The sequence below is a fragment of the Cellulosimicrobium sp. I38E genome (assembly GCF_001647255.1).
Classification (GTDB): domain Bacteria; phylum Actinomycetota; class Actinomycetes; order Actinomycetales; family Cellulomonadaceae; genus Cellulosimicrobium; species Cellulosimicrobium cellulans_E.
The window spans coordinates 145,748-169,540 of the sequence record NZ_LUAZ01000017.1 but is presented as its reverse complement, the minus strand read 5'-3'; the positions used below and the strand labels follow the sequence as shown (position 1 = coordinate 169,540).

Below are 23,793 nucleotides of genomic sequence, written 5' to 3'. Positions count from 1 at the left end.
AGGAGGCCCCAGGGACACGAAGAAGGGCGGCGGTCCCGGAGTCCTGTCCACCGGGACCGCCGCCCGCGGGGGCGACACCGTCGACGTGAGGCCGCCCCCGAGTCGGGGGCCGGGCGGTGAGGAGGCCCCGCCCGGCCGTGCGCGACGGTCGGTCAGACCGCCGCGAGCCGACGGCGCAGCCCGAGCCCGACGCCCGCGACGCCCGCGAGCACGCTCCCGCCGACGAGCGCCGACATGCCGAGCGACACCCGTCCGACGGGGCTGTTCTCGACGCTGTCCTTGAGCTCCGCCGTGCCGTCGGAGAGGGTTCCCGTCCCGTCGGACAGCGTGGCCGCGCCGTCCGCGATGCGGGTGCTGCCGTCGTGCAGGTCCGCCGCGCCGTCGGCGAGCGTCGTCGTCCCGGCGTGCAGGGTCGTCGAGCCCTCGGCGAGCGCGGCGTTGCCCGCCGCCAGGGTCGTCGCGCCGGTGGACAGCGTCGTGAGCCCGTTCTGCAGGCGCAGCGTCCCGTCCTCCAGGCGGGTCGTCCCGGCGAACAGGTCGCCCGCGCCCGTGCGCAGCCGCACCGTGCCGGCGGAGAGGTCCGCCGCCCCGGTCGAGGCCCTGGCCGTCCCGGCCTTGAGGTCGGCGGCACCGGTGGCGAGGTCCGCCGTGCCCGTCGCGAGCTCGGAGGTCTTCGTCGCGAGGAACGCGTTGCCACCCGCGATCTGGAACGCGCCCTCGGCAAGGAGCACCGTGCCCTGGGCGAGCGCTGCCGAGGCCTCGGCTGCTCCCGTGTTCCCCGCGGAGAGCCGGGCGGCGCCGTCCGCCGTCGCGGCGTTCCCGGCGGCGAGGGTCGTCGCGCCTCCGGACACCTGAGCGGCACCGTCGGCGAGGGCGCGAGTCGCCCCGGCGAGCGAGGCGTTGCCCGCCGAGACCGTGCTCGCACCGGCGGCCAGTGCCTCGGCCCCTCCGGAGAGCTGAGCCGTCCCGGTGGCGAGACTCTGTGCTCCGCCGGAGACCGTGGCGGCACCGGAGGCGAGCCTGGCAGCACCCTCCGCGAGTCGCGTGGCGCCCGCGTTCGCCTCCTGGGCGCCGGTGGACACCCGTGCGGCTCCGGTGCTCAGGTCCCGAAGACCCGCCTCGAGCCGAGCCGCGCCTGCGGCGGCGCCCTGGTCACCCGCCAGTCCGTCGCGCAGGGCGGCTGCCCCGGCGACGAGCCCCCCGGCGCCGGCGTCGACCTGCGCCGCGCCGTCGCGCACCGAGCCCGCTGCGCCCGCGAGCGCGTCGAGCTTGGCCTTGAGGGCCGGGTCGTCGGTCGCCGCGGCCAGTCCCTGGAGCTGTGCCGCGAGGGAGTCCGCTCCCGCGTGGACCTGGTCGGCGCCCTGGGCCACCGACCGCGTCCCGTCGACCAGCCGGACCGCACCGTCGCGGGCCGAGGAGAGACCCGTGGCGAGTCCCGACGCGCCGTCCCGGAGCTGCGTGGCCGCGGCCGCGACCTGCTGAGCACCCGGTGCCAGAAGTGCTGTGCCCGCCTGCAGCGAGCCCGCCCCGGCGGACAGCTGCCCGGCTCCCTGCGCGACCGTCGCCGCGCCCGGTGCGAGCGCGCTCGCGCCTCGTGCGGTGGCGGCGACACCGTCGCGCAGGGTCGATGCGCCCGCGGAGACGCTGCTCGCACCGGTCGCCAGGTCGCGTGCGCCGGACGCAGCCCCGGAGAGACCCGTGGTGACCGTCGACGCCCCGTCCGCGAGGGTGCTCGCCCCGACGGCGAGCCGCGCGGTGCCGTCAGCGAGGTCGGACGCGCCAGCGGCGAGGGCCGAGGTGCCCTCGGCGAGCAGCCCGGCACCGTGCGCGGCCGTCGCGTTGCCGACGTACAGCTCGGCGGCGCCGTCCTTGAGCGTGCTCGCGCCGTCGGCGATCTGCGAGGCACCGTCGGCAGCGCGCGCGTTGCCGGCGGCGAGGCGGGCGGCCCCGGCGTCGAGGTCCTTGCTGCCCGCGGCGAGGCGGGCGGCGCCGCTCGCGGCGTCCCCCGTGCCCGCGGCGAGGCGGGCGGCCCCGGCGTTCAGCTCGTCCGCGCCGGCGGCGAGCTCGGTCGCCCCGTCGAGCGCGGTGGTGCCGCCCGCGGCGAGCTGGGCCGCGCCGTCGGAGGCCTTCTGGGCCCCGGCGACGAGCTCGCCGGCGCCGTCCTCCAGGTCGCCGGCCCCGTCGGCCAGGCGCTGGGCGCCGGCCTGGGCCTCGACGGTCCCGTCGGCGAGCGTCGACGCGCCGTCGGAGAGCTGCGTGGCGCCGTCGTCGAGGCGGGTCGCGCCGTCGGCGACCTTGCCGTTGTACACGAGCAGGAACGCGATCAGGCCGGCCACCGCGAGGGCGAGCACGGCGAGCGCGACGGACGTGAGGACCGTGTGGGTGCGCGACGGTCGGGGAGAGGCGTGCTGCGTCATCGGTCGTCCTTCCTCGCGCCCGGCGTCGTCGCAGGGCGGTCGGCAAGAGGGGAGAGGAGCGGGAGAGAGGCGGGGTCACGTGCGTGCCCGCCGCGGGAGTGCGCCGGGACCATGTCCCGCCAACGTTGGCGGGACGTGGAGTAGCAGGTAAATCCCGAACGACGCTAGCAACCGCCAGGACGGGGCGGACAGCGAGTACTAGGTACTTTCGCCGTCACGATTCGGTCACGGGGCCGAAGTATCAAGTACTCCGTACCGGAAACCGTCGCTCGGGGCAACGGACGCTCTCCATCGGCCCGCACCCGTCGCCGCGCACTGTTCATCCGCCCGTCACCGGGCGGTCCCGGGACGGTCGTCGTCGCGCCACCGCGGGACACCACCCTCTGCTCGACCCTCGTCGAAGGAGAGACATGTCAGTCATCCCTGAGCAGGCCCCTCGGCGGACCGCGATGCGCACCTCCGGGCGCGCACCGGCCCGCCGCGCGCGCCTCGCCGCGCTCGTCGCCACGGGCGCGACGCTCACCCTGGGGCTGGGCGCGCTGCCCGCGCTCGCCGCGGCTCCCGCGCACCCGGCCGGCGCCGCATCCCCGACCCCGAAGACGGCGCTCGCGACGGCGGGCGCCTGGACGACGCCCGCCGCGGACGAGACGTTCCACCGCCTCGCCACGTACCCGGTGTTCCAGAACCGCCCGGCCGGCGAGGACGCCGCCGCCGAGACGGTCGCCGAGATCTCGGCGGTCAGCGAGGACGGGCGCACCGTCGTCCACACGGACGCGCTCGCGCGCCGCATTGGCTTCCTCGACATCACGGACCCGGGCGCGCCGAAGGGCCTGGGCACGCTCAGCCTCGCCGAGCTCGGCTCGGAGCACGACGAGCCGACGTCGGTCGCGATCGTCGGCGGGTACGTCCTCGTCGTGGTGGACACGTCGGTGAGCTTCACCGAGCCGAGCGGGCGCCTCGACGTCGTCGACCTCGCGACGCGCGAGCGCGTGCGGTCGCTCGACCTCGGCGGCCAGCCTGACTCGATCGCCGTCACGCCCGACGGCACGCACGCCGTCGTCGCGATCGAGAACCAGCGCGACGAGGAGGTCACCCCCGAGGGTGGCGACGAGGGCGACCTCCCGCAGCTCCCCGCGGGCTTCCTCCAGATCCTCGACCTGCCGGGCGACGACCCGGCGGCCTGGTCGACCCGGGCCGTCGCGTTCCTCGACGAGGCCGGCGCGCCGCTGCCCGTGGTCGAGGCGGCCGGCCTCGACACCCCGCAGGACCCCGAGCCCGAGTACGTCGCGGTCAACCCGGCGGGCACCAAGGTCGCGGTGACGCTCCAGGAGAACAACGGCGTCGCCGTCGTCGACATCGCGACGGGCGAGATCGAGACCGTCTTCTCCGCGGGCGCGGTCGCCGTGTCCGGGATCGACGTGAAGAAGGACGGCGTGATCGACCAGACCGGGTCGATCCCGGCGACGCCGCGCGAGCCCGACGCGATCGGCTGGCTCGACGACGCGCACGTCGCGACCGCGAACGAGGGCGACTGGAAGGGCGGCTCGCGCGGCTGGTCGGTGTTCGACGCCGCGTCGGGCGAGGTCGTGTGGGACGCGGGTGCGGAGCTCGAGCGTCTCGCCGTCCGCGTCGGCCTGCACACCGAGGACCGCGCGGCCAAGAAGGGCGTCGAGCCCGAGGGCCTGACCGTCGCGACGCTCGGCGGGACGCGCTACGCGTTCGTCGGCTCCGAGCGCTCGAACTTCGTCGCGGTCTACGACGTCTCCGACCCGAGCGCCCCGCGGTTCGTCCAGGTGCTCGCGACGACCAACGGTCCCGAGGGCCTGCTCGTCGTCCCGCAGCGCGACCTGCTCGTCGTGTCGAGCGAGGAGGACGACGCCGGTGCGGGCGTGCGGTCGGCCGTCACGGTGTTCGGGCGCGGCGCGCAGTGGGCCGACGGCGCGGGGTCGCCGCAGTTCCCGAGCGTCGTCTCCGCGGTCGCGACCGAGGGCGCGCAGGCCGGTGCCCCGATCGGCTGGGGCGCGCTCGGCGCGCTGACCGCCGACCCGACCGATCCCCAGCGCCTGTGGACGGCGACCGACGCCGCGTACTCCACGACGCAGCTCCTGTCGCTCGACGTGCGCGGCTACGGCGCGGGCTCACCGGCCGTCATCGACCGGACGGTGACGCTCACGCGGGACGGCGCCCCGGTGGGCCTCGACGTCGAGGGCGTCGCGGCCCGCGCCGACGGCGGGTTCTGGCTCGGGGTCGAGGGCGCGAAGGGCGCGGAGAACGCGATCGTGCGCGTCGACGCCGCGGGTGCGGTCGTCGAGTCCGTCGCGCTGCCCGAGGCGGTCGCCGCGGGCCTCGGCAAGCAGGGCATCGAGGGCGTCGCGGTCGCTCCGGCCGTCTCGACGGCCGACGGAGACGCGGGAGAGGCTGCGGGCGAGCAGGTGTGGGTCGCGCTCCAGCGCGGCCTGACCACCGACGACGGCGGCACGGCGGGCACTGCGCGCCTCGGCCGCTACGACGTCGCGTCGGGCACGTGGGACTGGTTCGCGTACCCGCTCGAGCGGACCACGACCGACGGCGACTGGCTGGGTCTCAGCGAGGTGACCGTCGTCGACCACGACACCCTCGCCGTGATCGAGCGCGACAAGCTCAACGGCCCCGCCGCCGCGGTGAAGCGCGTCTACGCGGTCGACGTGCCCGACGTCGCCGTCGGGACCGCGTCAGCGGCCCCGGTCGCGGTGACCAAGGCGCTGGCGCACGACGTGCTGCCCGACCTGCGCGCCACGAACGGCTGGACGCAGGAGAAGCTCGAGGGCCTCACGGTCGGCGGCGACGGCACGGTCTGGGCCATCACCGACAACGACGGCCTCGCCGATGCCACGGGCGAGACCGTGCTCCTGAGCCTCGGTGCGGCGTCGGACGTGTTCGAGGGCCACCTCGACGGCGAGAACCCCGGCGGACCGGGCGAGCCCGGCGAGACGCCCGGCGCCGGCGAGCAGCCGCCGTCGTCCCCGCTGCACACGGTCGGCGCGGACGACCTCACCGACGCGAACCACGGCGGCGTCACTCTCTCCCCGGCGCGCGTCCGGGCGGGTGAGCAGGTCACGGCGACGGCCGAGGGCTTCGCGCCCGGCGAGTGGGTCTCCGCGACCCTCTTCTCGACGCCGGCGGACCTCGGGATGTACCGCGCCGACGCGTCGGGCACGCTCACGGCGACCGTGACGGTCCCGGTCGACGTCGCGGCGGGCGAGCACCGTTTCGCGATCGTCGGGCAGGTGGACGGGCGCGTCCTGTGGACGGAGCTCGAGGTCCTCGCGGTGGACGGCGCGGCCGGAGGGGCCGACGGCGAGGGGTCGGGCCGGCCGGACGGGCTCGCCACGACCGGCGCGCACGTCGGCGCCGTGGTGGGCCTCGCGATCGTGCTCGTCGCCGGCGGGGCGACGATCGTCGTCGCCCGGCGCCGCATGCGCGGCCTCCCGGGCTGACGGCCCGGCCCCACGCCGAGCCCGGGGTTTCGGGCGGTCTCGAGACCGAGACCGCCCGCAACCCCGGGTTCGGCCGACCGGGTGCCGGCGCGACCGGCTCAGTCGCGGTCGTTGGGCATGAGGGCCCAGAGGATGAGGTACGCGATGACCTGCGGGCCGGGGAGCAGGATCGAGACCGCGGCGACGATGCGCACGACGGTCGGGTCCCACCCGAACCGGCGGGCGATCCCTGCGCACACGCCCGCGATCATCCGACCGTGGCGCGGCCGGGACAGGGTCGGCCGGAACGAGGCTGCGGAGGCGTCTGAGGTGCTCATACCTCGACGGTAGGAGCGCGCCCGTCGCGGCGGTATCGGGAAGTCCCCCGAACCGACCCTGATCCTCGGGACACGGACCCTGACCCTGACTTCTGGTTCAACGCCCGAGCGCGGCCTCGAACGCCGCCAGTGCGCGGGGCGACGCGAGCGCGAACGTCACCGCCGTGACGCCGTCGCCGGGGTCGGCGCTCGGACGGGCGGCGGACCACCCGCGCACGGCCCCGACCGCGACCCGCGCGACGTCGTCGACGTCCCAGCCGTAGACGCCCGCGCTCACGGCGGGGAAGGCGACGGTCGCGGCGCCGAGGTCGGCGGCGACGTCGAGCGAGCGCGTGAAGCACGACGCGAGGAGCGCGGGGTCGGTCTGGCCGCGGTGGCGGTTCGGCCCGACCGTGTGGACGACCCAGCGGGCGGGCAGGTCGTAGGCGCCGGTCGCGACGGCGTCGCCGACGGGCAGGCCGTCGGGGAGGGTCGTGCGCCGGATCCGTCGGCACTCCTCCAGGAGCCCGGGACCGGCGGCGGTATGGATCGCGCCGTCCACGCCCCCGCCGCCGAGCAGCGACGAGTTGGCGGCGTTGACGATCGCGTCGACCGTGAGCGTCGTGATGTCGGCGAGCCGGGCGTCGAGGTCCATGGCCCCATCGTGCCTCGCGGCGCGTCGCGACGGCCGAGCACGTCCTCACGCGCGGTCGAGCACGACCTGAAGGACGGAAAGCGCCCCAAAACGACCTTCAGGTCGTGTTCGGCGGGGGAGGTCAGTCGCGCGAGACGATCACGCTCGCGCTGTGGCCGCCGAACCCGAACGCGTTGACCAGCGCGTGCCGGGCGGTCGTCTCCCGGGCGGTGCCGCGGACGACGTCGAGGTCGATCGCCGGGTCCAGCGCGTCGAGGTTGAGCGTCGGCGGCACGCGGCCGTCGCGCACGGCGAGCAGCGCGACGAGGATGCCCAGCGCGCCGGAGGCGCCGAGCAGGTGGCCCGTCGCGCCCTTGGTGCTCGTCACGGGCGGCGGCATGCCGAGCGCGGCGTGGAGGGCGTCGGACTCGTTGACGTCGCCCACCGGGGTCGACGTCGCGTGCGCGTGGACGAGGCCGAGGTCGCCGGGGGAGAGGCCCGCCGACCGCAGGGCCATCCCGATCGTCCGGGCCTGGTTCTCGGGGTCGCCGCCGACGATGTCGAACGCGTCGGACGTCAGGGCAGCGCCGGAGACGACGCCGTGCACCGCGGCACCGCGCGCCCGCGCGTGCTCCTCGCTCTCCAGGACGAGGAGCGTCGAGCCCTCGCCCATGACGAAGCCGTCGCGGTGCGCGTCGAACGGTCGCGACGCCTGCTCGGGCTCGTCGTTGCGCGTCGACATGGCCCGCGCCGCGGCGAACGCGGCGAGGGAGAACGGCCGGACCCCCGCCTCCACGCCGCCGCACACGACGACGTCTGCCGACCCGGCGAGGATCATCTCGCGGCCCATCGTGATCGCCTCCGACCCCGCGGCGCACGCGCTGATCGGCGCCCGCGCACCCGCTCTGGCCCCCAGGTCGATCGAGAGCCAGGCCGCCGGACCGTTGGCCATGAGCATGGTGACGGTGTGCGGCGAGACGCGCCGGGGCCCCTGCTCGTCGAGCACGTGGGACTGGTCGAGCGTCGTCGCGATCCCGCCGTTCGCCGACCCGACGACGACGGCGAGGCGCGTGGGGTCGACGTCGGGCGACCCGGCCGACGCCCAGGCCTCGCGGCCCGCGACGAGCGTGAGCTGCTCGGCCCGGTCCGTCCGGCGCACCTCGCGCACGGCGAGCCCCTCCGCGAAGGCGTCGTCCACCCGTGCCGCGATGCGCACGGGCAGGTCGGCGGCCCAGTCCTCCTTGATGGCCCGCACCCCGGGCTCGCCGCGCAGCAGCGCGTCCCAGGTGTCCTCCGCGGTGAGCCCCACGGGGGTCACCGCCCCGTAGCCGGTGACGACGGCTCGTGTCATGGTGTCCCCCTACCTGCGGGCGTCGCCCCGGCGGCGACGGTTGTGGTCGATGGGTCCCATTTCAAGACATCCGTATGGGGTTTGTCTTGTCCGACAGTGTGACAGTGCGCACGCTGTCACTCACCACGAGTGAAGCGGCGGGTCGGCGATCCGAGCGCGGCGGGTTCGCAAGGTCGCGTACCGTCGGCACACAGACGGGACATGGAGGAGCGCCAGGTGGGTCGTGCAGCGGGAGCGGTCGGCGCGGTCGTGGCCGCCGTGCTGGGGCTCGCGGGCTGCGCGACGGCGGACGGGCCGGCAGGCGGTACCGCGGGGGAGGGGTCGTACCGGTGCTGGGAGACGGTGGTCCCCGACGACGTGCTGGAGTCGGGCGTGACGGCGGACCACCTCAGCGAGGACGGCCGGGCCGCGCTCGACGGTCTCGAGGTGCCGCCGATCGACCCCGCCGAGTGGACCGTCGTCGAGGACGGAGCCGAGCGCGTCGCCCTCCTGCGCGAGCTCGACGACCCCGAGGACCTTGGCGCGGGTGACGTGCGCACGCACGAGATGCTCGTGATCGAGTGGACCGACGCGCCGAACCTCGACCCGTCGCCCACGTGGTTCCTCACCGCCGCGCAGACCTGCGCCCTGCGCGCCGACCTCGGCGGGCTCGGCACCGCGACGCTCACCCTGGACCCGGAGCACCCGCCGGTGCCCGACGCACGCGAGCTGCACCTGCTCGTCACCGAGATGGCGTGCAACGACGGGGAGGACGCCGAGGGCCGGGTGCGGCTGTCAGCGCTCGCCGTGCGTGACGACGCCGTCGCGGTGACGGTCGGCGTCGAGCCGCGCACGGGCGAGGCGAACTGCCCGTCGAACCCGCCGACACCGTTCGTCGTCGAGCTCGACGAGCCCCTCGGCGACCGGGTCGTGCTCGACGCGTCGGTGCACCCGGCGCGGGAGGTCGTGCTGCCGTGAGCCGGGCGTGGTCCCGGGGCACGACGGCGGCCGTCGTGCTGGCCCTCGCGGCGGGGGCGACCGGGTGCACCGTAGACCGGACGCCTACGGCGACCGCGTCCCCTCTGCAGGTGCCGGCGCCCGACCTCCCGCCGACCGACGGCGTCCTCGACTACCAGCTCGGCGGCGCGTACGACGAGGTCGACGCCGGTTCCGGGCCCGTGGCGCCCGATGTCGTCGTGCGGGACGCGACCGCCGAGCCCCTGCCTGGCGCGTACTCGGTCTGCTACGTCAACGGGTTCCAGACCCAGCCCGGCGAGGCCGACCGGTGGCTCGACGACCACGAGGACCTGCTCCTGCACGAGGCGTCTGGTGGCCTCGTCGTCGACCCCGACTGGCCGGACGAGCACGTCCTCGACCCGTCGACCCCCGAGCAGCGCGAGGGCATCCTCGCGATCCTCGGCCCGGTCGTCACGGGCTGCGCCGACGACGGGTTCGACGCCGTCGAGATCGACAACCTCGACACGTGGACACGGTTCGACGCGATCGACGAGGACGGCGCCCACGCGCTCGCGCGGGCGTACGTCGACCTCGCGCACGACGCCGGCCTCGCGATCGCGCAGAAGAACGCGGCGGAGGTCGCGGGTGTCGCGCGCGGCGTCCTCGGGTTCGACTTCGCCGTCACCGAGGAGTGCGCGGTCTTCGACGAGTGCGCCGCCTACACCGACGTCTACGGCGACCACGTGCTCCAGGTCGAGTACCCCGACGCGCTCGACGACGCGGGCCTGACCTTCGACGACATCTGCGCCCGCGACGACCGCGCCCCGCTCACCGTCCTGCGCGACCGCGACCTCGTAACCCCCGACGACCCCGACTACGTCTACATGACCTGTTGACCGCGATGTTGAGGAGATTCGGCCAGAAGCGTCGAGTGCAAGCAGCCGACGCGTTGTAGCGGTGCCCCGGGCGTTCTGGTGCACTGTCCGGTGTGAGCGCACAGACTCCTGCCGGAGCGGCTCTCCGGGAACTCGTTCCGGAGCTGATGGCCGGGTATGACGACATCGTGTGGCAGTTCGACGACGGATCCGACGCCCTCTGCATCGTCATGAGCCCGGTCGGAGCGCCCGAGCGTGTCGCGCGCGTGCTCGTCCACCACGGTGAGGAGGTCTTCGCACTGCAGTTCGGTTCCCACGTAGGGGTGACGTTCGCGTATCAGCAGGACGAGAAGCCGGACGAGCTCCGCGATCGGATCGCTACCGCGGTTGCCACGGTCCGCGGACCCAGCCGCCTCGTCCTGACCTTTGCCGGCACGACACAGACACGGAGTGAGCTCGTGCTCGCACCCGATTCGCCCGACGAGCACGGCGACGGCGTCTGGATGGAGCGGCAGACCGCCGAGCTCCTCTGGCGCGTGCGACGGCGTCGACTTCGGCGAGAGGTGCGCGACTTCCCCAGGCTCTAGCCTGCCCGCCCGTCTCCTCGCCGAGGCCACGCCAGCGATCGAGCCGTCACCAGCCGTCGGGCGTGAGGAGCTTGCGGATGCGCTTCTCGCTCACCGGGCCGTCGGTGCCGAGCTGCTGCGCGAACAGCGAGACGCGCAGCTCCTCGACCAGCCACCGCACCTCGGCCAGGTCGGCAGCGCGGACGGGGTCGGCCGGGCCCTGGGCGTAGGCGGCACGGGCGCGCTGGTACGCCTCCTCGACGTCGTGCACGCGCCACGCGAGCTCGGCGTCCCGGTTCGGGTTCGCCTGCGCCTTCTCCAGCCGGTACGACGCCGCGCGCAGGTAGCGCGTCAGGTGCGGCAGGCGCCGGGGCGGGGTCTGGGAGACGAAGCCGTCGTGGATCAGACCCGCGGCCTGGTCGCGCAGGTCGGTGAGCGTGTTCAGCAGCGCGAGGCTGTTCGACGCGCGGATCTCCGCGTCGAGGTTCCGCGACGCGGTGAGCGCGGCGACCACGTGCCCGACCACCTGGTGCACCTGGTCCTCCAGGTGCGTCCGCACGAACACCCGCGCCGCCGCATAGGCCTCGGCGTCGCGGATCGTCGCGACGTCCGGCTGCGTGCCGTACTGCCCGCTGCCCCCGCTCGTCAGCGCGATCACCGCGGCGAGCTGGAGGTCCGCGACGAGCGCGTCCGTGTTCCGGTACGGGCTGGCCGCCATCGTGAGCGACTGCGTCCCGTTCCACCGGCTCGTGATGCGCCCGGTCTGGAGTGCCGTCTCGGACAGCAGCAGACGCCGCACGCCGCGCGCATGCTCGCGCGCCTGCGCGTTCGCGTCGGCCAGCACGCGCAGCGCCACGACCGGCTTGCCCTTCGCGTCCTGCTCCTCGACCACGGCGGGGTACCCCCGCACCACGACCCCACCCCCGAGGTCCGTCGACACGCTGCTGGGTAGCGTCCCGTCAGTGAGGCTCGCAGGCCACGTGGTGAGCCCACTCTGCTCGGTGACGAGCACGCTCGTGGTCGGGTCCGCGGCGGCTGCCGCAGCTCGACCTGCATCTCGCCCGGGCGAGTCGGTCGCCGTGGCCACCCGCTCGTCGTCGGGCCCCGCGGCCTGGCTGCCGCGTGTCGGTGAGCCGGACGCGGAGGCGGTGGAGGGGGCGTCGGATGCGAAGGGCGTGGCGGGCCTGGCGGGAGCGCCGTGAGGAACGAGCGGCGCGGATGGTAGCCCGAGCACCGACGCCCCCTCCGCCGCCGAACCCGGCCCCGAGACCGACGCACCCGATCCCGAAGCCGCCTCGCGCAGAGCAGCACCCACCGCGCCCTTGACCGCCGCCCGCACCGCCGCCTGGTTCTGGGCGGCGAGGCGGCGCTGGAGCGCGAGGAGGTCCTTCGACTCGTCGAGGACCACGGAACCGCCGCGGCCGCGCGGGTCCTCGACGCGGAACGTCATGCGCAGGTGCGCGGGCAGGCGCGCCTCCTGCTCGGGGCCCCACGCGTCGTCGGGGATGACGACGTCGCGCAGCGCCCGGACGGCGCGCGTGAACGCGACGTGGAACGGCTCGGCCATGTCGCCCGCGCGGGCCATGTCCTCCCAGGTCGGCGTGTGCTCGCGCAGCCAGGCGACGACGTCGCGCGCGACGTCCGGTGCCGGCACGAGCTGCACGCGGACCGGCTTGGGCAGCGAGCGGATCGTCGCCGTGGCGAGCTCGTCGAGCAGGCCGGGGACCATCCAGTCGAATCCGTCGGGCACGACGCGGTTGAGCACGGAGATCGGGACGTGCACGGTGACGCCGTCGGCCTCGGTCCCGGGCTGGAACTGGTAGGTGAGCGGGAGCGTGAGCTCGCCCTGGGGCCAGGTCTCGGGGAACTGCGAGGTGTCGATCTGCTCGGCGTCGGGCACGAGCTGTTCGAGCGTGAAGGTGAGCAGGTCGGGGTCGCGGCGCCGCGCCGTCTTCCACCAGCGGTCGAAGTGCGCTGCCGACACGACGTCGTCGGGCACGCGCTCGTCGTAGAAGTCGAACAGCACGTCGTCGTCGACGACGAGCCCGCGCTGGCGCGAGCGCGCCTCGAGCTCCTCGGCCTCCTCGAGGAGCTTGCGGTTGTCGTGGAAGAACCGGTGGTGCGTGGTCCACTCGCCCTGCACGAGCGCGTGCCGCACGAACATCTCGCGCGCGGCCTCGGGGTCGACCTTCGCGTAGAGGACCTTGCGGTCGGCGACGATCGGCACGCCGTACAGCAGCACCTTCTCGGTCGCGATCGCCGCGCCGCGCTTGGTCGACCAGTGCGGCTCGGAGTACGTGCGCCGTGCGAGGTCGCCCGCGAGGTCCTCGGCCCACTCGGGCTGGATGCGCGCGACGTCGCGCGCCCACAGCCGCGACGTCTCCACGAGCTCGCCCGCCATGATCCAGGCCGGCGGCTTCTTGCTCAGCGGCGACCCGGGGAAGATCGCGAACCGCGCACCGCGCGCGCCGGTGTACTCGTTGCGTGCCTGCTTCTGCGCGCGCCGCAGCGCCTTGGCGCGGGCCTCGCCCTTGAGATGCGCGACCGAGGACGCCTTCACGTCGCCCGTGTCCTGCATCCCGATCTGGGAGAGCAGCCCGGACAGCAGCGCCTTGTGGATCGTGTCGCCGTCCCAGGCGCGCTTGTACGCCTGGGTGTCGGGGGTTGCGTCGGGAGCGGTGGTCGGGTCCGCGGCGGCTGCCCCCGAGGTGCTCGGGCTACCGGCCGCGCCGCGTGCGCGCGGCTTGTACGACATGTCGATGCCGAGGGGCTTGGACATCTCGCGGAGCTGGGCGACGACGTCCTGCCACTCGCGGATGCGCAGGAAGTTGAGGTACTCGGCCTTGCACAGGCGGCGGAACGCCGAGGACGAGAGCTCGTGCTGCTGCTCGCGGACGTACTCCCAGACGTTGAGGTAGGTGAGGAAGTCGGAGTGCGGGTCGGTGAAGCGCGCGTGCGCCTGGTCGGCCTGCGCGCGGACCTCGGCGGGGCGCTCGCGCGGGTCCTGGATCGACATGACGGCGGCGATGATCGCGACCTCGCGCGCGACGCCGAGCCTCGACCCCTCCCAGATCATGCGGGCGAGGCGCGGGTCCATGGGGAGCTGCGCGAGCACGCGCCCGACCTCGGTGAGGCGCGTGACGCCGTCGGACGCGGCGAGGGCGCCGAGCTCGGTGAGGAGCTGGACGCCGTCCCGGACGGCGCGCGTGTCCGGGGGCTCGACGAACGGGAAGCGCGCGACCTCGTCGGGGGTCTCGACGACGCCCACGGAGATCATCTGGAGCAGCACGGACGCGAGCGAGGTGCGCAGGATCTCGGGCTCGGTGAACTCGGGCCGGGAGACGAAGTCGTCCTCGGAGTAGAGCCGGATCGCGATGCCGTCGGCGACGCGGCCCGAGCGGCCGGAGCGCTGGTTGGCGCTCGCCTGCGACACGGGCTCGATGGGCAGGCGCTGGACCTTGGTCGCCTTGGAGTAGCGCGAGATGCGCGCGGTGCCCGGGTCGACGACGTAGTGGATGCCCGGCACGGTGAGCGAGGTCTCGGCGACGTTGGTCGCGAGCACGATGCGCCGCGAGGAGTGCGCCTGGAACACGCGGTGCTGCTCGGCCGACGACAGCCGCGCGTACAGCGGGAGGATCTCGACGCGCTGCGGGTGCTTCGGGTCGGTGACGCGGTCCTTGAGGTGGCCCGTGAGCGCGTCGGCGGCGTCGTGGATCTCGCGTTCGCCCGAGAGGAACACGAGGATGTCGCCGTGCCCCTCGCGCATGAGCTCGTCGCACGCGTCGACGATGCCGGTCACGAGGTCCTTCTCCTCGGCGCCCGCGCGGCCCTCCGCCTTCCCGGAGCCCGGGTCGACGTCGGGCGACAGCGGCCGGTACCGGATCTCCACCGGGTAGGTGCGGCCGGACACCTCGACGACGGGCGCGGCGTCGGGCAGCGCGTCGACCACGTAGTCCGGCGCGCCGCCGAGCTGAGCGAGGTGCGCGGGGGAGAAGTGCTGCGCGAAGCGCTCGGAGTCGATCGTCGCCGACGTGATGATGAGCTTGAGGTCGGGACGGCGCGGCAGGAGCCTCGCGAGGTAGCCGAGCAGGAAGTCGATGTTGAGGGACCGCTCGTGCGCCTCGTCGACGATGATCGTGTCGTACGCGAGGAGCTCGGGGTCGCGCTGGATCTGCGCGAGCAGGATGCCGTCGGTCATGACCTTGACGAGCGTGTCCTCGCTGGAGGTGTCGGTGAACCGCACCTGGTACCCGACGACGCCGCCGAGCTCCGTGCCGAGCTCCTCCGCGATGCGCTCGGCGACCGTGCGCGCGGCGATGCGGCGGGGCTGCGTGTGCCCGACCTGACCCTTGCGGCCACGGCCGAGCTCGAGCGCGATCTTGGGGAGCTGCGTGGTCTTCCCGGACCCCGTCTCGCCCGCGACGATGACGACCTGGTGGTCCCGGATCGCGGCGGCGATGTCCGCGCGCCGCGCGCTCACCGGGAGCTGCTCGGGGTACGTGATGGGCGGGACCGTCACGGCCTCGCGCGCCTGCGCGGCCCGTTCGAGCTGCGCGCGGCTCACCTGCCGCGGACCCGCCGGCGTCCGCTCGCCTCGGCCGCGACGCGTCGCCGTCGTGCCGGTCGGGGTGCCCGACGCTGGGCGGTCACCCTGCCCGCGGCCGCGGCGGTTCCCGCGACGCCGGCGACCCTCGCGCGGGGTGCCCTCGGCGGCGCCGCCCTGCTGGGCAGGGCGCGCGTCAGGCTGGTTCGCTGCGGGCTCGGTACTCACGACGGTCCATTCTCTCAACCCGTCGCAACTTCATTGCTCCGAGGGTGGGGCGACCCTGGTGGAGGGTGCTGTCGTTTTGCTAGCGTGGTGATCGGAGGTGGTCGAGGTGGCGACGCTGACGATCCGAGGGCTCGACGACGACGTGCGCGAGCGGCTGCGAGCGCGTGCCGCAGAGCACGGCCGGTCGATGGAGGCGGAGATCCGCGCGATCCTCACGTCCGCGGTGACGGCACCGAGCGGGTTGGAACGCGGGCTCGGCACGTTCATCCACAGCTCGTTCGCCGACGCCGGGCTGACGGTCGAGCTCGACCTGCCCCCGCGCTCGGAGCACGGACGCGCCGTCGACTTCTCCGACGAGCCGGGCGGGTCGAACCGCGAGGTCGCGGACGCGTGATCGTCCTCGACACGAACGTCGTGTCCGAGGCGATCCGCCCGGTGCCCGAGGCGCGCGTGCTCCGCTGGCTCGACGCGCAGGCTCCGGAGGCGCTGTGGATCACGGCCGTCACCGTCGGCGAGATCGTCCACGGCGTGGCTCGGCTGCCCGAGGGGCGGCGCCGGGACCGCCTCGCCGCGCTCGTCGAGGAGCACGTCACCACGACCTTCTCGGGCCGGGTGCTCGCGTACGACGCCGACGCCGCGCGCGTCGGGGGCACCCTCCTCGCGCTCCGCGAGCGAGCGGGGCGGCCGATGAGCATGGCCGACGCGCAGATCGCCGCGATCTGTCGCGTGCACGGCGCGACGCTCGCGACGCGCAACGTCCGCGACGTCGTCGGCACCGGCGTGGCCGTCGTCGACCCGTGGAGACCCGTGCCTTCCTGACCCGGCACGCTCCTGACCTGCACGCTCAGCCGAGCGCGCGGCGCATCACGACCCGCGGTACGCCGCCGCTCACGCCGGTGGTCGGGGCCGCACGCACGAACCCGGCCTGCTCGAACAGCGTTACCGTGCCGACGTACCCGGAGATCACGTCGACACGCTCGCCGCCCGCGTCGACGGGGTAGCCCTCGACCGCGGGTGCGCCGTGCGCGGCGGCGTGCTCGACGGCGCCGGCGAGGAGGTCGTGCATGAGCCCGCGACGCCGGTACCCGGCCCGGACGACGAAGCACACCGCGCTCCACGCGTCGAGGTCGTCGACGAACGGGATGGTCCGGGCGTTCATCAGCCGCCGGTAGGTGCTGCGCGGCGCCACCGAGCACCAGCCCGCGACCTCACCGTCGACGTACGCGAGCACGCCCGGCCCGGGGTCGGTCGTGCACAGGTCGGCCATGAACCCGGGGCGATCCTCGGCGCTGACGCGGCTGTCGCGGTAGGACATGCACCAGCACCCGCGCACCCCGGCCTTCCGCGGCCCGACCACGGCGGCGAAGTCGTCGTAGCGCCCGACGGCGGAGCGCACCTCCACGTCCATCCCGCCCACGCTAGGCGCGCCCGCCCACGCGGGCGAGCGCCGCCGTCGGGCCGGCGTCGGGGAATCGGCGCCCAGAACGACCCCACCCGCCGTCGAGCACGACCTGAAGGACGGAAAGCGATGGATAACGACCCCCATGTCGTGTTCGACGGCGGGCAGAGGCGTTCTCGGGGCGGGGTCAGGGCGGCGTTGCGCGGGCGTAGCGGGTTGCCAGGGTGCGCACGTGGTCGACGAGAGCCGGCGGCTCCGTCACGTGGAAGTCGAGGCCGAGCATGCCGACCCACACCGCGACGACCTCGACGCTGTCGCCGCCGGTGACGAGGACGCAGCGGTCGTCGTCGAGCGGCTCGACCGTGCCGACCGTCGGGTTGATCCGCCGCAGGACCTCCTCGGCGGGCGCGTCGACGACGATCCGGGCGTGGACGGCCCACCCGGTGCGCGCAACCTCCCGCACGACGAACTCCGTCATGTCCCCGGGGAAGTCCACCGGAGCGAACCGGCGCCCGCCCGGCACGCGCAGCACGAGCCAGTCGACACGGTAGGGACCCCACGCGCCGGTCGTCGGGTCGCGCGCGACGAGGAACCAGCGGCGCTGCCACGCGACGAGGCGGTACGGCTCCAGCTCGAGCGGCTCGTCGCGGTAGAAGCAGCGCAGACCCTGGTGGTCGCGCACGGCGTCGGCGAGGGCGGTCAGCGTGTCCGGGTCGACGACCGGGTCCTCGACGTTCGAGTCGGTGTTGGCCGGCCCGGCGGCGCTCGCGGACCGCAGCGCGACGAGGCGGCGGCGCAGCCGGTCGGGCATGACCTGCTCGAGCTTGGCGAGCGCCGACGCCCCGGACTCCTCGAACCCGGCTGTGCCGGTCGCGGCCCGCAGCCCGACGGCGACCGCGACGGCTTCGGCGTCGTCGAGCAGGAGCGGGGGCAGCCGCGCGCCCGCCCCCAGTCGGTACCGGCCGCCCGGTCCGCGCACGGCGCCGACGGGGTAGCCGAGCTCGCGCAGGCGCGCGACGTCGTTGCGGACCGTGCGGTCGCTGACGTCGAGGCGCTCGGCGAGCTCGGCGCCCGACCAGTCGGGGCGCGACTGGAGCAGCCCGAGCAGGGCGAGCATGCGGGCCGAGGTGGAGGCCACGAGGTCCCTCCGAGAGATCGCCGGAAGAAAGCCGGAACTGGGCCAGAATAACGGAAGAAAGCGTTCCTGAACCCTGCGTAACGTCGGTATCAGAGCAGGGCACGAGGCCCGCTCCGACCGAGGAGGCATCATGAGCAGCACGACCCTCGAGCACCGCCCGTTCTCCGTGGCCGTCCCGCAGGCCGACCTGGACGACCTGCGCGAGCGCCTCGAGCGGACCCGCTTCGCGCCGGCTGCGCCCGGCGACTCCTGGGACTACGGCACGCCCGCGTCCTACCTGCGCGACATGGTCGGGCGCTGGACGGCGTTCGACTGGCGCGCCGTCGAGGACCGGGTGAACGCCTACCCGGGCTTCCGCACGGAGATCGACGGCCAGCCGATCCACTACCTGCACGTGCGCTCGCAGCACGAGGACGCGACGCCGCTGCTGCTCGCGCACAGCTACCCGGGCTCGATCCTCGACTTCCTCGACATGATCGACCCGCTCGTCGACCCCGTCGCGCACGGCGGCCGGCCCGAGGACGCGTTCCACCTCGTGATCCCGTCCATGCCGGGCTTCGGGTTCTCCACGCCCGTCGTCGGAGACACGGACTGGACCATGGCGCGTGTCGCCCGTGCCTACGACGTGCTCATGCGTGACCTCGGCTACGCGTCCTACGGGATCCACGGGAGCGACGGCGGCGCGATGGTCTCGCGCGAGCTCGCGATCCTCGACCCCGAGGGCTTCCTCGGCGCCCACGTGCTCCAGCTCTTCTCCTTCCCGTCCGGCGCGCCGGGCGAGATGGACGGCTTCGGGGAGAAGGAGTACGCGGCGCTCGGTCACCTCCAGTGGTTCCAGTCCGTGGGCGCCTACAACACGATGAACGCCTCCCGGCCGCAGACCATGGCCGCCGGCCTCGCCGACTCACCGGTCGCCGTACTGGCGTACCACGAGCTGTTCGAGAGCTTCGGCAACGGGACGAGCCTCGTGAGCGCCGACCAGGTGCTCGCGCAGGCGACGCTCTACTGGCTGACCAACTCCTACGCGACCGCCGCGCGCTACCACTACGCGGAGCAGCGCTCCGGTGCCGAGCCGGTCGTGAGCCAGGGCCGGATCGGCGTCGCCGTGTTCAAGGACGACTTCCAGACGATCCGGGCGTTCGCGGAGCGCGACAACGCTCGGATCGAGCACTGGTCCGAGTTCCCGCGCGGCGGCCACTACGCGTCGCTCGAGGTCCCGCTCGACGTCGTCGCCGACCTCCGGGTGTTCTTCGCCTGACACCCGCGATCAGCGAGGACGGGTGACGCGCCCTCGACCACGACGTCGCTGTCGTCATCGGCCGGATGACGACAGCGACGTCGTGCTCGGCGCAGAATGGGGCGGTGCTCGACCGACCCGTGACCCGCCTCGACCTCGTCCCGCGCCGCGTCCGCGTGCACCGCGTCCAGGAGACGTCCGGCGCGCTGCGACGCATCACGTTCCGCGACGCCGCCCCGGTCGTGCACGACGACCGGCGTGCGGCCGGGCCGGGTGCCGACGGCTCGCGCGGGGCCTCGCTCGCGGCACTGCACGCCCCGGGCCCGGACGACCACGTCAAGGTCTTCCTGCCCGACCCGACGACCGGCGTCCTGCACGCCCCGACGCTCACGACCGACGGCGCGCTCCAGCGCCCGACGGGCGTGGTCTCCATCTCGCGCGAGCTGACGGTCCGGGCGACGCGGGTCGTCGACGGGGTCGCGGAGGTCGACGTCGACTGGGTGCTGCACGGCGGCGGCGACCCGGGCGCGCCGCCCACCGGCGAGGGCGGACCCGCGTCCGCCTGGGCGGCCCGAGCCCAGGTCGGCGACGAGGTCGTGCTCGCAGGCCCGACGACGAGCCGCGCCGTGCCGGACGGCGTCGCGCGGTTGCTGCTCGTCGGGGACGAGGCCGGGCTGCCCGCGCTCGCGCGGTGGGTCGACGCCGTCGGGGCGGACGTGCCGGTGACGGCGATCGTCGAGATCGGCGACGACGTGGACGAGGCCTTCGTCGAGGACGAGCTCGGCCGCGCGACGGTCGAGATCCTCTACCGCACCGACGGTCCCGGCCAGCTCGCGGAGGCGGTCCGCTCGCTCGGCCCCCTCGGCGACGGCGAGTACGTGTTCGGTGCCGGCGAGGCGACCGACCTCGCGCAGGTGCGCCGCGACCTGCGGCGGGGCGGCGCGCGTCCCGACCAGCTCGCCCTCCACGGCTACTGGCGCCGCGGCGTGGTCAACCTCGACCCCGACGCACCTCTGGACCCGACCGACCCCGATTGAGCGTCGGACCGGCGCGCTCGACCCGGGTTCCCGGGTCAGTCGTCGTGGAGCACGTCCACGGCGAGCCCACGCCCGGCGACGGCGAGCCGCGCGTCGTTCGTCCACAGGGCCCTGCACCCGTGCACCTGCGCGGCGGCGAGGTGGAGTGCGTCGGGCGTACGGAGCGACGAGGCTGCGCGGAGACGCGCGGCACGCTCGAAGACGGTCGCGTCGAGCGGCACCTCGGCGAACAGCCGGAGTGCCGCGCGGTACCGGTCCTCGAGCTCGACGTCCCCGGACCGGAGCGGCCCGACGAGGCACTCGAGCCGGACGAGCGGGCTGATCGCGAACTCCTCCTCGCCGTGCCTGGCGAGCAGCCCGCGCACGTGCGCCCCGCGCTCCGCGTCCTCGGCCAGGTAGATCACGAGGCACGTGTCGAGATAGATCACTCCCAGCCCTCGCGCTCGGCCTCGATGGCGGCGTCGACCTGCTCCGCGGGCCTGGGCGAACGCGTCGCGTGCGGGTGGTCGTCCAGCCACTCGATGATCGCCGCGCCTGTCCCGTGCGCGAGGTCGGCGCTCACCGGCACGAGCCGGACCAGCGGTACACCGCGGCGGGCGATGACCACGTCCTCGCCCGCCGCGGCACGGTTGACGAGCTGAGAGAGGTTGTTCTTGGCTTCGAGCACATTGACCTGCACGGCGCCTCCTCGGTGTTCCGACGACGTGATGGCCAGGATACCTGGCCAGGTCTGTCGGGCGGAACCCCGTGGAGGAGATCTGTCCGGGCGCGTGCCACCGGCCGTCTGCCGGAGGCGTAAACCGGCTGCGGGCGACCTCGCACCGGGGGAGAGTAAGGCCATGACGCGTCTCCTGGTCCTTGGCGGCTCCGACTTCGTGGGGCGCGCCGTCCTCGACGACGCCCTCGCCCGCGGGTGGGACGTCACCGTCCTCAACCGGGGCAGCACGCCCGTGCCCGACGGCGTCCGGCAGCTCCTCGGCGACCGCACCCGGCAGGACGGCCTCGACGCGCTGCACGCCGAGGACGTCCCGCAGAAGTGGGACGTCGTGGTGGACACGTGGTCGTGGTCGCCCGTCGCGGTGCGCGACGCGGCGCGCACGCTCGCGGGCCGGCTCCCCGGCGACAACCGGTACGTCTACGTGTCGTCACGCTCGGTGTACCCGTTCCCGCCTGCACGCGGCGCCGCCGAGACGGCCGCGCTCGTCGAGGGCGACCCGGAGGACGAGGCGTCCGACGACTACGCGCGGGCCAAGCGGGGTGCGGAGATCGCCGCCGTGGACGCGCTCGGCGACCGGGCGATCCTGCTCCGTGCAGGCCTGATCCTCGGCCCGCGCGAGAACGTCGGCCGCCTGCCGTGGTGGCTGCGGCGCGTCGCGCGCGGCGGGCCGGTGCTCGCGCCCGGACCGGCGGACCTGCCGCTGCAGTACGTCGACGCGCGCGACCTCGCGGCGTTCGCGCTCGACGTGGCGCTCGCAGGCGCGTCGGGGCCGGTCGACGTCGTCAGCGCCCCGGGCCACACGACCATGGGCGAGCTGCTCGCGGCGTGCGTCGAGGCGACGGCGGACGACGCGGCGGCGGCCGGGAACCCGCCCGCCGAGCTCGTCTGGGTCGAGCCGGAGGCCGTGCTCGCGGCGGGCATCGAGCCGTGGACTCAGCTCCCGGTCTGGCTCCCGCCGGGCGAGCTGCACGACGCGCTCCACGGTTCCGACACCTCGCGCGCGTACGCCCTCGGGCTCCGCCCCCGCGACGTGCGCGAGACCGTGCGCGACACCTGGACGTGGCTCCGCGCGCTCGACGCCGCGGGCGAGGCGACGCCGCAGCGCACGGACCGCCCCGCCGTCGGCCTCCCGCCCGACCTCGAGGCCGCCGCGCTCCGCGCTGCCGGGCGCTGAGCCGACGGGGGTCGGTCAGCCCTCGGCGAGGAGCTCGCGCACGCGCGGGATCACCTGCGTGCCGTACAGCTCGATGCTGCGGAGCATGGCCGAGTGGGGGAGCGTGCCGGTCGAGTACTTGAGGTCGAACCGGCCGGCGCCGAGCAGCCGCACCGTCCGGGCGATCTTGCGCGCGACGGTCTCGGGCGAGCCGACGTAGAGCGACCCGTCGCGCACGTCGTGGGCGAAGCGCCCGCGGTGGTAGGCGGGCCAGCCGCGCTCGCGGCCGATGCGGTTGTTCATCGCCGCGAAGTGCTCGTAGACCTCCTCCTGCGCCTGCTCGTCCGTGTCGGCGACGTGGCCGGGCGAGTGGACACCGACCGGCAGCACCGGGTTGCCGAGCTCCTCGACGGCGCGGTGGTAGAGGTCCACGTAGGGCCGGAACCGCTCGGGCTCGCCGCCGATGATCGCGAGCATGAGGCCGAGCCCGTGCCGCGCGGTCCGCACGACCGACTCGGGCGAGCCGCCCACGCCGACCCACGTGCGGAGCCGACCGCTCTCCGTCTTGGGCCAGACCTCCTGGTCGGCGAGCCCGGCGCGTGTCGTGCCCGACCACGTGACAGGACCCTCGTCGAGCAGGTGGACGAACAGGTCGAGCTTCTCCTCGAACAGCACCTCGTAGTCGCTGAGGTCGTACCCGAACAGCGGGAACGACTCGATGAACGACCCGCGCCCGAGGATGACCTCCGCGCGCCCGCCGGACAGCGCGTCGAGCGTCGAGAACCGCTCGAACACGCGCACCGGGTCGTCCGAGCTGAGCACGGTCACGGCCGACCCGAGGCGGATGCGCGACGTCCGCGTCGCGATCCCCGCGAGCACGACCTCCGGCGCGCTGATCGCGAAGTCCGCGCGGTGGTGCTCGCCGACGCCGAAGAAGTCGACGCCGACCTGGTCCGCGAGGACCGCCTCCTCCACGACGTCGCGGATCGTGCGCGCCCCGCTGAGGAGCGCACCGTCCGGGCCGGCCGTCACGTCGCCGAACGTGTCGAGGCCGAGCTCGACGGCGGCGGGGTCGGCCGGGGTGCGGTCGGGTGCGGTCGGGGAGGTCGTGTCGTCGGTCATCGTCTGCTCCTGCGGTCGGTCGACCGTCGGCGGACCGGTGCTCTCACCGGCGGCGCGGTCGTGCGCCGTCTCAACCGTGCCGGGTCCGTCCTTCTTCCGCGACCCGTCCGGTCCCGCGGCGACTCGCGGCCGGGCACGACGACGGCCGCCGCCCCGGGAGGGACGACGGCCGTCGGGCGTGGCGCCGGCGTGCGGTGCGCCGACTCAGTACGTCGAGACGTCGCCGCTCGCGACGAGCGCCGCGATGGCGACGACGTAGATGATGAAGCCGATGGCGCCGAGCACGGTGAAGACGATGCTGAGGATGAGACCCCACTTGGCGAGCTGGTTGTCGAAGCCCGCCTCCTTGCTCTTCTTGCGCGCGATCGCGCTGACGACGATGCCCGCGATCGCGAAGACGAACGCGAGGACGAAGCCGACGATGCCGAGGGTCTTGCCCGGGTCCTCGATCGGGGCCGAGTAGCCGGCGGGAGCCTGCGGGGCGGCGGGGTACTGCTGGGCCATGGTTCTTCTGCTTTCTGGTGGGGCCGACGTGGTCGAGTCCGGACGGGGCGCGGACGGGGTGCCGTCCGCGCGACTGCGGGCCTCATTGTGGGGCATCACGCGTGTGCCTGAACAGGGGGAGTTCTCCCCGATGTCCGTGAAAGAGCGACAAAAGGGATAGGGG

At 74.6% G+C, this 23,793-nt stretch carries 20 protein-coding genes; 9 read left to right on the top strand and 11 right to left on the bottom strand.

Going from position 1 to position 23,793, the window contains the following annotated elements; genetic code table 11:
- Window positions 1-152: 152 nt before the first annotated feature.
- Window positions 153-2,417, bottom strand: coding sequence for a hypothetical protein (locus tag A0J59_RS05995; protein WP_064315530.1), 2,265 nt, complete (start codon window positions 2,415-2,417; stop codon window positions 153-155).
- A gap of 410 nt (window positions 2,418-2,827) precedes the next feature.
- Between A0J59_RS05995 and A0J59_RS05990 the strand changes: the two genes are divergently transcribed.
- Window positions 2,828-5,893: an esterase-like activity of phytase family protein gene (locus A0J59_RS05990; RefSeq protein WP_255365033.1), complete on the top strand. Its 3,066-nt coding sequence runs from the start codon at window positions 2,828-2,830 to the stop codon at window positions 5,891-5,893.
- A 98-nt stretch (window positions 5,894-5,991) separates the two neighbouring features.
- Here the strand turns inward: A0J59_RS05990 and A0J59_RS05985 are convergent, their stop codons facing one another.
- The 3 genes from A0J59_RS05985 to A0J59_RS05975 form a co-directional block, all read right to left on the bottom strand.
- The gene (locus tag A0J59_RS05985; RefSeq protein WP_053370472.1) at window positions 5,992-6,210 is read right to left on the bottom strand and encodes a PspC domain-containing protein; all 219 of its coding nucleotides are present in this window, start codon (window positions 6,208-6,210) and stop codon (window positions 5,992-5,994) included.
- A gap of 97 nt (window positions 6,211-6,307) precedes the next feature.
- Window positions 6,308-6,844 carry an O-acetyl-ADP-ribose deacetylase gene (locus A0J59_RS05980; protein WP_064315528.1) on the bottom strand — a complete coding sequence of 179 codons (537 nt, stop codon included), beginning with the start codon at window positions 6,842-6,844 and terminating at the stop codon, window positions 6,308-6,310.
- Window positions 6,845-6,965: 121 nt separating this feature from the next.
- Window positions 6,966-8,174, bottom strand: a complete 1,209-nt coding sequence (locus A0J59_RS05975) for a beta-ketoacyl synthase (protein WP_064315527.1) — start codon at window positions 8,172-8,174, stop codon at window positions 6,966-6,968.
- A gap of 201 nt (window positions 8,175-8,375) precedes the next feature.
- Here A0J59_RS05975 and A0J59_RS05970 point away from each other — a divergent pair, with 201 nt between their 5' ends.
- From A0J59_RS05970 to A0J59_RS05960, 3 genes are all read left to right on the top strand, one after another.
- Window positions 8,376-9,131 (top strand): hypothetical protein, encoded by a 756-nt coding sequence (locus A0J59_RS05970; protein ID WP_064315526.1) that lies wholly within the window; start codon window positions 8,376-8,378, stop codon window positions 9,129-9,131.
- A gap of 110 nt (window positions 9,132-9,241) precedes the next feature.
- Window positions 9,242-10,006, top strand: a complete 765-nt coding sequence (locus A0J59_RS05965; protein WP_255365032.1) for an endo alpha-1,4 polygalactosaminidase — start codon at window positions 9,242-9,244, stop codon at window positions 10,004-10,006.
- A 92-nt stretch (window positions 10,007-10,098) separates the two neighbouring features.
- Window positions 10,099-10,572, top strand: a complete 474-nt coding sequence (locus tag A0J59_RS05960) for a hypothetical protein (RefSeq protein ID WP_156532834.1) — start codon at window positions 10,099-10,101, stop codon at window positions 10,570-10,572.
- A gap of 46 nt (window positions 10,573-10,618) precedes the next feature.
- On the opposite strand, the gene hrpA is transcribed toward A0J59_RS05960, so the two are convergent.
- Window positions 10,619-15,115 (bottom strand): ATP-dependent RNA helicase HrpA, encoded by a 4,497-nt coding sequence (hrpA, locus tag A0J59_RS05955; protein ID WP_082918794.1) that lies wholly within the window; start codon window positions 15,113-15,115, stop codon window positions 10,619-10,621.
- Between the two features lie 313 nt (window positions 15,116-15,428).
- Between hrpA and A0J59_RS05950 the strand changes: the two genes are divergently transcribed.
- Window positions 15,429-15,716 (top strand): Arc family DNA-binding protein, encoded by a 288-nt coding sequence (locus tag A0J59_RS05950; protein ID WP_047231257.1) that lies wholly within the window; start codon window positions 15,429-15,431, stop codon window positions 15,714-15,716.
- Window positions 15,713-16,141, top strand: coding sequence for a type II toxin-antitoxin system VapC family toxin (locus A0J59_RS05945; protein ID WP_064315523.1), 429 nt, complete (start codon window positions 15,713-15,715; stop codon window positions 16,139-16,141). The genes A0J59_RS05950 and A0J59_RS05945 overlap by 4 nt, the downstream gene beginning before the upstream one ends.
- 25 nt (window positions 16,142-16,166) lie before the next feature.
- Here A0J59_RS05945 and A0J59_RS05940 read toward each other — a convergent pair whose 3' ends face one another.
- Both A0J59_RS05940 and A0J59_RS05935 read right to left on the bottom strand, forming a co-directional pair.
- Window positions 16,167-16,730 (bottom strand): GNAT family N-acetyltransferase, encoded by a 564-nt coding sequence (locus A0J59_RS05940; protein ID WP_047231258.1) that lies wholly within the window; start codon window positions 16,728-16,730, stop codon window positions 16,167-16,169.
- Between the two features lie 178 nt (window positions 16,731-16,908).
- Window positions 16,909-17,859 (bottom strand): YafY family protein, encoded by a 951-nt coding sequence (locus A0J59_RS05935; RefSeq protein WP_064315522.1) that lies wholly within the window; start codon window positions 17,857-17,859, stop codon window positions 16,909-16,911.
- A 130-nt stretch (window positions 17,860-17,989) separates the two neighbouring features.
- Here A0J59_RS05935 and A0J59_RS05930 point away from each other — a divergent pair, with 130 nt between their 5' ends.
- Complete coding sequence (locus A0J59_RS05930; protein WP_053370480.1) at window positions 17,990-19,117, top strand: epoxide hydrolase family protein; 1,128 nt, start codon at window positions 17,990-17,992, stop codon at window positions 19,115-19,117.
- A gap of 104 nt (window positions 19,118-19,221) precedes the next feature.
- Complete coding sequence (locus A0J59_RS05925) at window positions 19,222-20,133, top strand: siderophore-interacting protein (RefSeq protein WP_172820024.1); 912 nt, start codon at window positions 19,222-19,224, stop codon at window positions 20,131-20,133.
- 35 nt (window positions 20,134-20,168) lie between these two features.
- On the opposite strand, the gene A0J59_RS05920 is transcribed toward A0J59_RS05925, so the two are convergent.
- Both A0J59_RS05920 and A0J59_RS22275 read right to left on the bottom strand, forming a co-directional pair.
- On the bottom strand, window positions 20,169-20,561 hold the full coding sequence (locus A0J59_RS05920) for a type II toxin-antitoxin system VapC family toxin (RefSeq protein ID WP_172820023.1): 393 nt from the start codon (window positions 20,559-20,561) through the stop codon (window positions 20,169-20,171).
- Window positions 20,558-20,812 (bottom strand): type II toxin-antitoxin system Phd/YefM family antitoxin, encoded by a 255-nt coding sequence (locus A0J59_RS22275; RefSeq protein ID WP_064315520.1) that lies wholly within the window; start codon window positions 20,810-20,812, stop codon window positions 20,558-20,560. The genes A0J59_RS05920 and A0J59_RS22275 overlap by 4 nt, the downstream gene beginning before the upstream one ends.
- Window positions 20,813-20,972: 160 nt before the next feature.
- On the opposite strand from A0J59_RS22275, the gene A0J59_RS05910 reads away from it, so the two are divergent.
- The gene (locus A0J59_RS05910) at window positions 20,973-22,025 is read left to right on the top strand and encodes an NAD-dependent epimerase/dehydratase family protein (RefSeq protein ID WP_064315519.1); all 1,053 of its coding nucleotides are present in this window, start codon (window positions 20,973-20,975) and stop codon (window positions 22,023-22,025) included.
- A 15-nt stretch (window positions 22,026-22,040) separates the two neighbouring features.
- Here A0J59_RS05910 and A0J59_RS05905 read toward each other — a convergent pair whose 3' ends face one another.
- Both A0J59_RS05905 and A0J59_RS05900 read right to left on the bottom strand, forming a co-directional pair.
- The gene (locus A0J59_RS05905; protein ID WP_064315518.1) at window positions 22,041-23,126 is read right to left on the bottom strand and encodes an LLM class flavin-dependent oxidoreductase; all 1,086 of its coding nucleotides are present in this window, start codon (window positions 23,124-23,126) and stop codon (window positions 22,041-22,043) included.
- 204 nt (window positions 23,127-23,330) lie between these two features.
- A complete protein-coding gene (locus A0J59_RS05900) occupies window positions 23,331-23,630 on the bottom strand; it encodes a hypothetical protein (RefSeq protein ID WP_052877351.1) in 300 nt (99 codons plus the stop codon).
- Window positions 23,631-23,793: the final 163 nt, after the last annotated feature.

Bases quoted from the DNA above. Each gene is read 5' to 3' on its own strand.
- A0J59_RS05990 (WP_255365033.1), top strand. From the start codon at position 2,828: ATGTCAGTCATCCCTGAGCAGGCCCCTCGGCGGACCGCGATGCGCACC.
- A0J59_RS05995 (WP_064315530.1), bottom strand. From the start codon at position 2,417: ATGACGCAGCACGCCTCTCCCCGACCGTCGCGCACCCACACGGTCCTC.
- A0J59_RS05930 (WP_053370480.1), top strand. From the start codon at position 17,990: ATGAGCAGCACGACCCTCGAGCACCGCCCGTTCTCCGTGGCCGTCCCG.
- A0J59_RS05975 (WP_064315527.1), bottom strand. From the start codon at position 8,174: ATGACACGAGCCGTCGTCACCGGCTACGGGGCGGTGACCCCCGTGGGG.
- A0J59_RS05910 (WP_064315519.1), top strand. From the start codon at position 20,973: ATGACGCGTCTCCTGGTCCTTGGCGGCTCCGACTTCGTGGGGCGCGCC.
- A0J59_RS05980 (WP_064315528.1), bottom strand. From the start codon at position 6,844: ATGGACCTCGACGCCCGGCTCGCCGACATCACGACGCTCACGGTCGAC.
- A0J59_RS05940 (WP_047231258.1), bottom strand. From the start codon at position 16,730: ATGGACGTGGAGGTGCGCTCCGCCGTCGGGCGCTACGACGACTTCGCC.
- A0J59_RS05905 (WP_064315518.1), bottom strand. From the start codon at position 23,126: ATGACCGACGACACGACCTCCCCGACCGCACCCGACCGCACCCCGGCC.
- A0J59_RS05985 (WP_053370472.1), bottom strand. From the start codon at position 6,210: ATGAGCACCTCAGACGCCTCCGCAGCCTCGTTCCGGCCGACCCTGTCC.
- A0J59_RS05900 (WP_052877351.1), bottom strand. From the start codon at position 23,630: ATGGCCCAGCAGTACCCCGCCGCCCCGCAGGCTCCCGCCGGCTACTCG.
- A0J59_RS05970 (WP_064315526.1), top strand. From the start codon at position 8,376: ATGGAGGAGCGCCAGGTGGGTCGTGCAGCGGGAGCGGTCGGCGCGGTC.